9 protein-coding genes are annotated in these 11943 nt (G+C 71.6%); 1 reads left to right on the top strand and 8 read right to left on the bottom strand.

Features of this window, described 5'->3' with window-relative positions:
- Nucleotides 1-87 precede the first annotated feature (87 nt).
- Entirely contained in the window at nt 88-1293 is a 1206-nt protein-coding gene (locus OG439_RS08090; RefSeq protein WP_326948740.1) for a serine/threonine-protein kinase, read from the top strand.
- An 88-nt stretch (nt 1294-1381) separates the two neighbouring features.
- Here the strand turns inward: OG439_RS08090 and OG439_RS08085 are convergent, their stop codons facing one another.
- From OG439_RS08085 to OG439_RS08050, 8 genes are all read right to left on the bottom strand, one after another.
- Entirely contained in the window at nt 1382-2407 is a 1026-nt protein-coding gene (locus tag OG439_RS08085) for a hypothetical protein (RefSeq protein ID WP_326948739.1), read from the bottom strand.
- A gap of 22 nt (nt 2408-2429) precedes the next feature.
- On the bottom strand, nt 2430-3656 hold the full coding sequence (locus OG439_RS08080) for a hypothetical protein (RefSeq protein WP_326948738.1): 1227 nt from the start codon (nt 3654-3656) through the stop codon (nt 2430-2432).
- Between the two features lie 26 nt (nt 3657-3682).
- On the bottom strand, nt 3683-5044 hold the full coding sequence (locus OG439_RS08075) for a COG1470 family protein (RefSeq protein WP_326948737.1): 1362 nt from the start codon (nt 5042-5044) through the stop codon (nt 3683-3685).
- Between the two features lie 105 nt (nt 5045-5149).
- Entirely contained in the window at nt 5150-7033 is a 1884-nt protein-coding gene (locus OG439_RS08070; protein ID WP_326948736.1) for an NADase-type glycan-binding domain-containing protein, read from the bottom strand.
- Nucleotides 7017-7565: a phage tail protein I gene (locus tag OG439_RS08065; RefSeq protein ID WP_326948735.1), complete on the bottom strand. Its 549-nt coding sequence runs from the start codon at nt 7563-7565 to the stop codon at nt 7017-7019. The genes OG439_RS08070 and OG439_RS08065 overlap by 17 nt, the downstream gene beginning before the upstream one ends.
- On the bottom strand, nt 7565-9511 hold the full coding sequence (locus OG439_RS08060; protein WP_326948734.1) for a putative baseplate assembly protein: 1947 nt from the start codon (nt 9509-9511) through the stop codon (nt 7565-7567). Before OG439_RS08060 ends, OG439_RS08065 begins: the two co-directional genes overlap by 1 nt.
- A gap of 9 nt (nt 9512-9520) precedes the next feature.
- Nucleotides 9521-9940 carry a GPW/gp25 family protein gene (locus OG439_RS08055; protein WP_326948733.1) on the bottom strand — a complete coding sequence of 140 codons (420 nt, stop codon included), beginning with the start codon at nt 9938-9940 and terminating at the stop codon, nt 9521-9523.
- Nucleotides 9941-9950: 10 nt separating this feature from the next.
- A complete protein-coding gene (locus OG439_RS08050; RefSeq protein ID WP_326948732.1) occupies nt 9951-11939 on the bottom strand; it encodes a phage baseplate assembly protein V in 1989 nt (662 codons plus the stop codon).
- Nucleotides 11940-11943 lie beyond the last annotated feature (4 nt).

The following is an 11943-nucleotide window of genomic DNA, read 5'->3' as shown; positions in this document are numbered from 1 at the left end:
GTGTCACATCCCGCCCGGCCGGGCGGCCCCGGCCCGACCGGACTGGCCGATCGGCCTGGTTAGGGTGACGCGGACGAGGAGGTACCGATGTTTCCCGGAAGTTCGGGATTTCCCCAGGGTTTTCCCCGGTTCCGGGCGCCGCGGCTGATCGGTACCGGCGCGTTCGCGTCCGTGTGGCGGGTCCGTGACGACGAGCTCGACCGCGACGTCGCGGTCAAGGTGCTGGCGGACGACTGGGCCTGGCGGTCGGACGTGCGGGAACGGTTCGTCGACGAAGCGGCGATCCTCGGGCGGATCGACTCCCGGCACGTCGTGCGCGTGCTGGGCTCGGGCGAGTTCGGCGACGGCCGGCCGTTCCTCGTGATGGAACTGGCCGCGGGCACCCTGGAGGACCGGATCGGCCGGGAACCGCAGCCCCCGGCGACGACCGCGGACATCATGACCCAGATCTGCGCCGGCGTGACGGCACTGCACGAGGCCGGGGTGCTGCACCGCGACCTCAAGCCGGGCAACATCCTCTTCCGCCCGGGCGAGCCGGCCGAGGCGGTGGTCGCGGATCTGGGCCTGGCCAAGACGTTGAGCCGGGCGTCCGGCCTGACGATCGTGGCCGGGTCGCCGGGCTACATGTCCCCGGAACAGAGCGAACCCGGCGCGCGCCTGGACGTCCGGTCCGATGTGTACAGCCTGGGCGCCCTGGCCTACCGGCTGTTCACCGGTACCGATCCGGCCCGGCCCGGGCGGGTGGTGCCGGTGGCCGCGCTGCGGCCGGGGATCGGCCGGCCGATCACGGACGCGGTGGCCCTGGCGATGCGCACCGATCCCCGGCGCCGGTTCGCCGGTCCCGCCGAGTTCGCGTCCGCCTTGCGCACCGCGCTCTCGGCACCGGCGGCGGCCACTTGGACGGCGCGCCGGATCACCGCGGCCGCGGTGCTGGCGGCCGTCACCGTGCTCCTGCTGCGCGCCGACGCGCCATCGCGGCCCGGGTACCCGCGGGTGCCGGACCCGGCCGGGCAGGCAGCGCCCAGCCCGATCGGCTGGAGCGCCCGGGGGACGTCGGGCCGGGCCGGGCTGCCGGACGGCCGGGCACCGGTGGTGGCACCGGGCCCGGCCGGAAGCCAGGACCCGGATCCGGCCGCGCTGCGGCTGTTCCCCGGCCCGGTGCCCGGCGATGGCACCGCCCGCCGGCTGCCGGCCCGCAGCCAGAAGCACTGCGCCCAGCGGGAAACGGCGCCGGTGGACCACCCGGTGCGGCGGGGCACGATCGTCCCCTGGTCCGGCGGTGGCCCCGCGTAGGCCCGGATCGACGAGGCCGTCGTGACGCGGGACGACCGGAGCGGCCGGTTCTTTCCTCCGGGCCGAAGGGCTCCGCACGGAGCCGGCGTCAGCGGCCGGCGCCGACGTCCGCCGCGAAGCCGTCGTACCGCCGGTCGATGTCGCGGAAGATCTCGACGTAGACGGGGTCGAAGAGATCGGCGTTGAAGGACCGCTTCTTCGCCTCGGCGTCGTACCTCCGGCGCAAAGTCACCTTCGTCGCCTCCCGGACCGGCTTCGCCGTGCTGTCGGACGCGAACACGATCCCCTTGACCAGATCGGCGGCCTGGTCCGGATCCGGTGCGGCGCGGTAGTAGTCGATGCGCCGCAGCACGCCGAGGGCCCACTCGGCCCGCTTCGCGTTCCCCATGGCCCGCCCGAGGTACTCCTGGAACCGCCGGACGTCGTCTTCCGCGGCGATGTCCCAGAACCCTTCGAACGTGTCCGGATAGCTGCGCCGGGCGGTGTCGAGCTCGTAGACGACCTCCTTCGCCGTCGAGCGGCCGAGGTAGCCGGTGACCACACCCCGCCAGTCTTCCGGAACGCCGCTGACGAAGATCTTCCCTTCGCTGGTCACCTTGCCCCTCGACAGCCGGGACCAGGCGTCGCCCTTGGCCAGCACCTGGACCATGCCGTAGAACACGTAGCTGTCGTCGAGCAGGAACCCGTCGGGGTTGTCCAGCTCGACGTGGCCCTGCTCGGTGGCCAGGTAGGCGACGCTGTCGTTCGCGGCCAGGGACTTCAGCGCTGTGCGGTTCGCTTCGCCGATCTCCGTGGCCAGCTCCTCGGCGCACTGGTATTCGACGTAGTCCCGGACCTGCTTCCGCCAGGAGTACCAGCATTCTTCGACCGACTTGCCGTTTCCGTGCCCGGTACCGGTGAAGTGCGCCAGGATCCCGTCGGCGACCCGCCCGCCGCCTTGGAAGATGTCGGCCAGCTCCTCGCACCCGTCGGTCCCGTCCAGGGAAAGGATCCAGAACTGGCCGTCCCGGGCGTGGTAGTCCGCGATCTCGTCGGCGAAGCCCGCGTAGTCGGATCCGTTCTCCAGTTCCTTGAAGGACCGGAGAACGCTTCTGAAGAACCCTTCCGGTGCCATGTGTGCCCCTTTCCCTTGCGGCTCAGACGAATTCGATCGTGTCGTACTGGCCGACGGCGCGGAATGCCGTCGCCAGCAGCTTTTCGTAACTGTCGATCATCCGGGTGACTTCCCAGTAGTCACCGCGGTCCAGCCAGCGGCCGCGTCTGGCCGGGCGCCGGGTGATGCGTCCCCGGGACAGTCCGGCCGGAACCGCGTCGGCCACGACCGAAGCCGACTGCACCAGGCACCAGATCGGCATGAGGTCGCGCGGATCCCCCGACATCAGCACGACCTTCCCGAACTGGACGTAGTGGCATTCCCCGCCGGGTACCGCGATCGACCGCAGCACCGGCCGGTTGATCAGCATGGCGTCCTGCGCGCCGACCGCCGCGCCGAGCACGAACTTCACCTCGTCGGCCGACACCGGGCTCGCCGCGAGTTCGACGTGGGGCCGGGCCATGAGCGTGCGGTTCGACTTGCCCCGGGACAGTGCCCGGCGGACCTGCAGTTCGCGCTCTTCCGGGGTGGGCTCCGGAAAACCCGCGGCGGCGATCGACCGGATGGTCTCGGCCCAGCTGCCGCCGAACGACCAGCTGCGGCCTTCGGCCATCAACCGGATCTCGACCTTCTGCCGGACCAGGCCCCCCTCCGGCCGCGACGAGTCCGTGGCGAACTTCGCCAGCTCCGCGCACTCCCCGATGAACGCGATCTTGATCTGCCGCAGGTAGTCGTCCGCCGCCCGGTGGAGCGCCACCACCCAGTCGCCGAGCAGGTCCTGTTCGACGAGCAGCAGCCAGGCCAGTGCGCCGAAGCCGCCGTACTCCTCCAGCTCGGCTTCGAGTTCCTGCTTGGCTTCCTCGAGTTCGTCGTCGCCACGGGTGCGCAGTTCCTCCCAGAGGGCGGCCAGCACGCCGGAGTCGAGAGCGCGCACCTGGTCGACACCGACCAGCGCGTCACCCAGCCGGTCCTTCAGCGGGTGGCCCAGCTCCCGGGCCGTCACCACCGGGAACATCGTCGGTTCCCACGGCGGCGGGACGACCTCGTACACCCTGATCAGCAGGTCGGCCACGTCCGCGAAATCGCTCACCGCGTAGAGCAGGCGGCCCGCGTCGTCGACGCTGTTCGTGACGCGGTGGTACTCGCACCAGTTGACGAAGATCCGCTCCCACTGGGAACCCGCCGCGAACACGAGTTCGTCGAACGTCTCCAGCGACAGCGGCGCCGACCGGATCAGCCGCAGGTCCCCGTCTTCGTACCAGCTGACCATTCCCGCCTACCTTCCGCCGCGCGCGCTCATCCGGCGGTGCCGGAGAAGTAGACCGCCGGGGTGCAGAGCTTCCCGGTGTTCTGACAGCTGACCGCGACCACCACCGGCGTGCCCGAGGGAAACACGATCGGCTGCACGAAGTGGTAGTCCATGTCCCGGAAGTTCTGCAGTCCGAAGCTCAGCAGCACCGCGTTCCCACGCCGGATCTGGAGCAGGCCGACGTCTCCCGACGGGTTCTCGAGGACGAGGTCCCGCACGTTCACCGTGCGCCGCGCCGGGTCGAAGTAGGTCGCGATCGTGTACGCGCCGACCGCGGCCGGCGGCGCGGACGCCTGGATGCGGAAGTCGGTGGAGGCCTGCGCGGGCGCGGCGGCCGCGGAGACCGCGACCGGGGCGGGCGCGGTGTTCGCGGCCACGCTCGGCGCGCTGTTCACCTGGGACGGATTCGCCTGCTGCTGTTGTTGCTGGGCCGGGGCCGGGCTCGTCGTGGGCGGGACCAGGGTGGCGCTCGGTGCCGTCGAACTCGCGCCGCCGGCGTCGTCGGCGTGCGCGGCCTGTTCCGCCTGGCTCGCCTTGGCCGCCGCCTCCGACACCTGGGACGAGAGCGCCGCGTTCTGCTCGGCGGCGGCGGTGCGGGCGGTGGAGGCGAGGACGGGCTTGAAGAGCGTGAACCACAAGACGGTGAGCACGATGGCCGCCGTGACCAGCAAGGCCACCAGCGGGATCAGCCACTTCGGGATCATCGCGTCCTGCACGAGCGCGCTGTCCACGGTGATCGGGTCCGCCCCCTGCGGGAGCACGTCGACCTGGTAGGGCAGGGTCTTGGTCGCACCGCGCAGGAACCGCTTGTGCGGCCGCAGTTTCAGCAGCACCACCGTGGCGGTGCCGGGTGCGGTGCGCAGCGCCGGGGTGGGCGTCCGGCCGGCCAGCTGGTCCTCCGGATCCACGATCCGGACCTCGACGGGCACGTCGTGGTTGCCCTTGTTGTCGATCACCAGCTGCTGCCGGCCGGCGCGCGAACCACGGGCCGTCCGCGGCACGAGCTCGACCTCGATCTCGGAGTACTCCTCGACGAGGACCGTGCCCTCGTGCACCGTCGACCCTTCGGTGTCCTCCGAGGACATCACCCGCACCGCGAACGGCACCTCGCCGGCGAGCACGTCCGGGGACTTCGGTGGCGAGAACGTGATCGTGGCCGTTTCGCGCTCACCGGGGAACACGCTGACCGAGCCGGGACTGACCGTGACCCAGTCGGTGGCGTCGCCGACGACGTCGAGGAGGAACCGGTCCACCACCTGGCCGTCGTTGTGCACCTCGATGTCGCAGGTGACGCTGTCGCCCGGGGCGACCGACACCTGTTCGTCGGGCAGCGATGTAGTGGCTCCCATGCTCCCAGCCTTTCAGTACTGTGCGCCGGTCCCGACGGATCGAGAGCTACCTGATCGGGCAGGACCGCTGCCCGATCGGCGCGGGCACCGGCCCCGCCCGGGACCTCACTGTTCGACGAAGAACTCGATCTCCGACAAGCGGACCTCGGTCCCGCGGATGGCCCGGTAGGGCGTCTGCAGGTGGATTTCCGCCTGGGTGATCCCCTGGCCGTTCTTGAACGACACGTTCTGCTCGTCCGGCTGGTCGGTGAGGGTGATGTCCTCGGTCTTCCCCGTGGAATACACCACGTGCAGCACCCGGACCCGGTCCTGCGCCTGGAAGTTGTCCGGCGAGCCGTTCCGGACGATCGCCTTCGCGAGGTCCACCGGGTGGTCGAAGGTGACCTCCAGCGTCGGGTCGGGGATCGTGCTGGCCGCGGCCCAGTAGGTGTTGGTGAAGCCGTCGGTGGCGTCGGTCCCCTCGTGCCCGGCGACTTCGCTGGTGGCGATCACCTGGACCGGGCGCACCGGGTCGTACTGGGCCGTGAACAGGCCCACGAAGGACTGTTTGGCGGCGTCGACCCGGCTGTCGACCGCTTGCCGGAACGGCATGACCAGGCCGTACAGGATGCCGAGCAGCACCATGACGATCGCGACCGGCACCCGCACGACCTTGACGATGCCGAGCAGCGACAGCCCCCGCTTCTTCTTGACGCCGTCGCGGCCCGGTCGTTGCCCGGCCTTCAGCACCCGGTTCGACCGCCGGTAGCGCAGCGCGTGCCACCAGCGTTTCTTCGCGACCTCCGCGGTGACCAGCGAGGTGCCGCACCGGCTGCAGAACTTCCGGGTCCGCACGTTGCCTTCGCCGCATTCACCGCAGATCAGGTCTCCGGGCTCGAGCCGGCGCGTCGGCTTGGTCTTCGTGATCACCGCGGCCTGCTTGACCTTCTCCTGCGGCGCGATGGCGCCGGGCTGCGCCTCCGCCGGCTGAACCTGCGCGCCGGCCGCCACGAGCACGGGTGACTCGTCCGGATCGTCGCCGGCCGGCGGCAACGGAGCGACCAGCGCGGCGGCCGACGCCGTGGGCAGCCGCGGCGGTGGCGAGCCGAACGGCTTCGGCAAGCCGCTCAGGACCGAGGGCTTGGGCAGCGCCGCACTCCCGAAGCCGTCGTCGTCGCTGTCGTCGTCTTCGTCTTCGTCGTCGTCGTCGAGCGACGGCAGCTTCGGCAGGCCACCCAGCCGGGGAGGCTCGGGCAGCAAGTCGTCGTCCTCATCGTCATCGTCGTCGTCGAGTGAGGGCAGCTTCGGCAGGCCTCCCAGCCCCGGTGGCTTGGGCACGCCACCCAGCCCGGGCAGTTTCGGCAGGCCGCCCCTTCCCCGCGGCTCCTCGTCCTCGTCCTCGTCATCGTCGTCATCGTCGTCGTCGTCGTCGAGGGACGGCAGCTTCGGCAAGCCGCCCAGCCCCGGCGGCTTCGGCAGCCCGCCCAGCCCGGGCAGTTTCGGCAACCCACCGGCATTCGGCTCGTCGTCCTCGTCGTCGTCCAGTGACGGCAGCTTCGGCAGGGCGCCGAGGCCCGGCGGTCTGGGCAGCCCGCCGAGTCCCGGCGGTTTGGGCGGGCCCCCGAGGCCGGGCGGCTTCGGCAAGCCGCCGAGGCCGGGCGGTTTCGGGGGCCCGCCGAGGCCGGGTGGCTTCGGCAGGCCACCCGCTCCCCCGGCGGCACCGCCCGGCGCGCCCGGACGACCCCCCGGTCCGCCCAGGCCGCCGCCCATCCCCGGTTTGACCGGCCGCTCGATCGCGTCGCGCTCGCCGACGTCGAGGTAGAGCACCGACTGGATCTTCGAGATCAGCCCCTGCTTCGGTTTGCCGGCCTCCTCCTCGGCGGCCGCGAGCACCTCGGCGTCGACCTTCCGCTCGACCTTCTCGCCGGTCCATTCGAGGAAAGTCCCGCACGAACCGCAGAAGGAGTCGGAATCGACGTTCTTGAAACCACACTTACGACAGACGATCATCCTGGGTCACCTCCAGCGTGTGCGGGACGTGGGCGGGTTTCGCGGCGGCGATGACGTCGTCCAGCGACCGCCGCAGCGCACTGGTCGGCCGGTCGACGAAGACTTCGACGCGCAGGTGGGTGCGCGGGGCGGGGATGGCGCCGGTCGGCACGCGCGACCAGGTGACGCCGCCGGTGTCCTCGACCTCGACCCGGCCGCCCGTGACGATCTCGAGGTGGTCGCGCAGGCCGCTCACGGTGCCGCGGCTGGAGTGCAGGGAAACGGCCGAGGCGATGACCGAGCGCCGCCGGACGGCGGGCCAGTTCTCCTCCGGGTCCACCCCGACCCACATCGCGAGCCACTCGACGAAGTCCGCCGGGGCCACCATCGGGTCGATGTAGGCGTGCAGGCAGTCCAGCACGGACAGCACCGGCGCGAGCACCTCGTCGAGGCCGCCGGTGAAAGCCATGGCGAACTCGTCCTCCTGGTACACCGCCGGCAGGAAACCGCCGAGCGGATGGGGATTCGGGATCCCGGGGACCATGCCGCGCATCAGCTCTGCTCCACTCTGACCTGGTGTTCGTAGGAGAAGACGAGGCTGGTCGGCTCCAGTTCCAGCCGGCTGGTCGCGCCACCGCGTTCGCCGGTGAGCGGGTTGGCGCCGAACAGGCGGACCTGCTCCACCATCTCCACCCCGCGGATGCGCTGGAGCACGCCGTAGACCTCGCCCTCGTGCACGGCGCGGCCGAACGGCCAGCCCCGGCCGTCCGGGCCGCCGCTCAGCGGGTTGAAGAACCCGTACAGCGCGGTCAGCGCCTCGTCGTGCACCCGGTCGACGTCGATGCCGTGCCGGGCCGCCACCGTCGCCACCACCGTCACGCCGCGGTAGAGCGGCGGTTCGATCCGGATGCGCGTGCCGATCACCCGCGCGGTGTCGAGCCTGCTGCTGATCGAGCGCAGGCTCGACTCCTGCGGCAGCAGCTCTTCGAAGGTGATCCGGCCGTCGCGCTGCGCCGCGGCCGGGACGACGAGGACCTTGACCGTGTTGGTGGTTTCCTGCTCCCCCACCGGGACGCAGCGGACGCGGGCGATCTCCGGCGCGGCGTCGCGGATCAGCACTTCGTAGTCCTCGGCGGTCACCGCGCGGTTGCGGGTGCGGAGCATGATCGGCCCGCGCAGCCGGGCCTGCTCGAGGGTCTCCCCTTCGACACCGCCCTGGGCGGCGCGGCGGTTCTCCACGCGGGTGACGAACGGGATCGAGGTGTGCAGCGTGCTGATCGCCCCCCGGCCGACGTTGCCGCGGGTGCCGCCGCCGGTGAGGTACTGCCGGAGCCGCACCATCGCGTACTGCTCGGGAACGGCGCCGTGCTGCTGCAGCTCACCGCCCGGCGTCCGGACCGCCGGCCCGAACTCGACGACGCCGTTGACGGCGTCGAGCACGAAGTGCCGGTCGCCGGGCCCGCTGTCGGCGAAGTGCTCGACGCGGTCCCAATCCTGCCAGCCGTCGTCGGTGCTGACCTGCACCATGGCCCCTTCGAGCGGTTCGAGCACCGGCCTGCTCCGCGCGGTGAACTGCTGACCCGCGACACCTTCCGACTCACCCAGCAGCTCCGCCTCGACCACTTCGGCGTGCACGCTCGGCGTCGTCGCGCCGACGGTGCAGGCGCCGAGCCCTTCGATGATCGGCGAGGCGCTGTAGCTCGCGCTGCCGGGAGCCGGTTCGACGAGCCGCGCCCGCAGCCAGCCGGCGCGTTCGCCGCCCAGGATCGCGGCTTCGTGGCCTGGCGGCACGTGCAGGACGATCGCGCCCGGCCGGTTCAGGCCGCCGGTCTCGTCGCGGCTCAGCTCGCACCCCGTCCACTCGGTACCGTCCCAGGACTCCCAGACCAGCGGCGGGCTCTCCGGGTCGACGCCGATGCCCTCCACCCGGCACCCGACGTCGAGCTGCACCGCGCAGCCCGGCACCGCCTCGCTCAGGCCGACCAGCAGTGCGTCACCGATCTCGGGCGGGTCCCCGAACGCGCCGAACCCGGTGCCCCGCTTCAAGGCGTCGGTGCGGTCCGCGGGCTCGCCGCCGGCCGGGCGCGTCAGCACGTGGGCGACCGAACACGGGACGATGACCACCTTCTCGACGGTCGCGAACCGGATCGGCTCCTCGTTCTCCGCCCGCGGTGTCCCGGCGCGGGTCCCGCTCTCGACCACGACGGGGTTCGTGGTGGGCGCCGACAGCCAGAAGGTCAGCGGAGCCCGCGCGGGGACCGGGGGCAGCAGCCGGAGGCCGATCATCTCCAGGAACTTGAGGTAGAGCCGGTCGGGCACGCGGTTCACCCGGAACAGCAGCTGGTCGACCATGAACGCGAACGTCTCGATCAGCGTGACGCCGGGGTCGGACACGTTGTGATCCGTCCACTCCGGACTCCGGCGCATCACCATCCGCTTGGCGTCGTCCACGAGATCCTGGAACCGGCGATCGTCCAGGTTGGGCACCGGAAGCGCCATGGGTCCTCCTCAGTACTCGCCGCCGTCGTCGGGGATGGTGTAGAAGGGGAACACCAGGTTGCGCTGGTCGTTCGTCTCCTTCGGGGTGTACTGGATGTCGATGTACACGAGCGAAGCGTTGTCCGGGTCCAGGCGGACGCTCACGTCCTCGACGTCGACGCGCGGTTCCCATCGGCGCAGCGCGTGCCGCACGACTTCGACCAGGCCGCTCGCGAAGTCGACGTCGACGGTGCCGAAGACGAAGTCCCGCAACGGACAGCCGAACTCGGGGCGCATCGGGCGTTCACCGGGGTAGGTCGAGAGGATCAGCTGCATCGCCTGGACGAGTTCGGCGTGCCCCTCGGCCATCGCGATGCCGCCGGTGGGGCCGACACCGAGCGGGAACGCCCAGCCGCGGCCGATGAACTGGTCCACCACGGGCTCGGTCACGGGACCTCCATCAGTTGAGCTCGATCTGGCGGCCGTCGATCTTCACCGTGCCGCCGCTGGTGATGCTGACCCCGCCGGTGGCGTCGAACTTCAGCTGCCCGCCGGTGACGGCCACGTCCCCGGTGCCCGCGTCGATCCGGATCGGACCGTCGCCGGTCCGGAGGACCAGCTCCCCGCCGGCACCGCAGCTGATGGTCAGGGTGCCCTGGCCCGTCTTGTGCGTGCCAGGGTCGGGCGCGCAGGTCAGGTCCACCGAGCCCGCGACGTTGTCGATGACCAGGGCCAGCTTTTCGCCGAGGCCGCCGAGCACCACGCGCGACTTCTCGGCCGACTTCAGCGGCGTCGCGCCCGCGGCCGACGGCGGCAGCCCGTCCTGGAACACGAGCTGGGACCCGGTCGAGGTGTAGATCCCCCGTTCCACCACCGACCGCACCGAGCCGGCGTCGCCGAGGAAGGCGCGCTCCTCGGCGAACCGGGTCGAGGTGTTGTGGAGACCGCCCAGGACGTAGGGCCGGCGAGGATCGCCGAACTCGAACGCGACCAGCACCTCGTCGTTCACCTCGGGCAGGAACACCCCGCCGCCGCGGCCGCCGAGGCCGAACTGCGTGGTCCGGGCCCAGTCGGTGACGAACGCCGCCGCGAGCCAGGGCAGCGAGACCTTCACCCGGCCCCGCCCTTCGGGGTCGTCGACGTCGGTGACGATCCCGCAGACCACTCCGGGGATCCGGCCGACGCCGGACCCGCCGGAGGCGCCGGCGACCAGGCCCAGCGTCGAGCGGTCCTGGCGGCCGCTGACCACGAAGTGCGTGTGGTAGCCACCCTCTTCCAGGTCGAAGACGTGCCGGGCGTTGGTGATCGTCCAGACCCCGGCGAACTGGGCCGGCACGCCCTTGACGGTCATCCGGGTCCCCGCCTGGACGTCCGGGTTGCCGGCGACGGTCCCGGTGGCTTCGGCGAACGTGCTCGCGATCTGCTCGGCGAGACCGGCCGCCATCCGGTCCACCGACCGCTGGGTGTCGGCCCCCCGGGCGACGGGCTGGTCGACGACGGCGAACGTGTTCTCGCCGGCGCTGTCGGCGGCCAGGAGGGCCTGACGCTTCGCCGCCAGGCCGGGCTGACCGGATTTCGGCCGGGTCAGCGGATTCGGGGTGGTGGTGAACTGCTCGGCCAGTTCGCCGGGCCCCTGGTCCAGATCCGCCGTCCGGGTGCTCAGTTTCGCTTCGCCCACCACGGTCTTCGTCGTGTCCGGGTCCCAGACCCGCACTTCGACCTTCGACGGGAGGTTGGCCGCGGAGACCCGCGGCGCGAAGGACAGCAAGTCCTCCTTGAAGGTCGCGGTGACCTCCTTGGTCCCCGTGGCGATCGCCGCCAGCGCCGAGCCGACGCCGGCGGCCGGCCCAGCCGCTTTGCGGAAGTGGAACTTCCCGTCGGCGATGAGCACCTCGTGGCCGATCTCGCGGGCGCGCTGCTGGAGGAACTCCCAGTCGGTCTGGTCGGTCTGGGCGAGGTGGTCGTGGGTGACGCCGGTGTGCTCGATGGTGCCGATCTCGAGCCCCGCGGCCTCCGCGAGGGACCTCGCGATCCCCGAGTCGGAATCGTTGCTGAAGACGTGGCTGTGCTTGGCCCGCTGCAGCCGGTGCGTCTTCTCGTAACCCCGCGCGATCGTGTACATGACGGATTCGTCGCAGCGGGCCTCGAGCGCGGTGACCTCGCCGACGATCAGGACCACGTCCTCCGCACCGTCGCTGATCTCGACGGCCGCGCCGATCACCAGGCCGGCGTCGTCGAGCGCGGTGCCGCCGTCGGTGTCGTCGAGCAGGGTGATCTCGAACATGTCGGGGAGGTGCTGGTGGGTGTCGACGACCACGCGGACCGGCGGCTCGACGGTGTCCGGCCAGTCGTCACCGTCGACGGTGACGCGGGCCAGCACGGTCAGGGACAGCTCTTCGAGCCGTCCGGTGTCCGGGAGGAGCGAGGAAGCCGCGGCGGGCAGCGTCATCTCC

It is taken from the genome of Amycolatopsis sp. NBC_01307, assembly GCF_035975215.1.
Taxonomy (GTDB): domain Bacteria; phylum Actinomycetota; class Actinomycetes; order Mycobacteriales; family Pseudonocardiaceae; genus Amycolatopsis.
The sequence above is the reverse complement of the archived record's forward strand: the minus strand, read 5'-3'. Positions and strand labels throughout refer to the sequence as shown.

Coding starts and splice junctions, on each gene's coding strand:
- OG439_RS08090 (WP_326948740.1), top strand. CDS start 88: ATGTTTCCCGGAAGTTCGGGATTTCCCCAGGGTTTTCCCCGGTTCCGG.
- OG439_RS08085 (WP_326948739.1), bottom strand. CDS start 2,407: ATGGCACCGGAAGGGTTCTTCAGAAGCGTTCTCCGGTCCTTCAAGGAA.
- OG439_RS08080 (WP_326948738.1), bottom strand. CDS start 3,656: ATGGTCAGCTGGTACGAAGACGGGGACCTGCGGCTGATCCGGTCGGCG.
- OG439_RS08075 (WP_326948737.1), bottom strand. CDS start 5,044: ATGGGAGCCACTACATCGCTGCCCGACGAACAGGTGTCGGTCGCCCCG.
- OG439_RS08070 (WP_326948736.1), bottom strand. CDS start 7,033: ATGATCGTCTGTCGTAAGTGTGGTTTCAAGAACGTCGATTCCGACTCC.
- OG439_RS08065 (WP_326948735.1), bottom strand. CDS start 7,565: ATGCGCGGCATGGTCCCCGGGATCCCGAATCCCCATCCGCTCGGCGGT.
- OG439_RS08060 (WP_326948734.1), bottom strand. CDS start 9,511: ATGGCGCTTCCGGTGCCCAACCTGGACGATCGCCGGTTCCAGGATCTC.
- OG439_RS08050 (WP_326948732.1), bottom strand. CDS start 11,939: ATGACGCTGCCCGCCGCGGCTTCCTCGCTCCTCCCGGACACCGGACGG.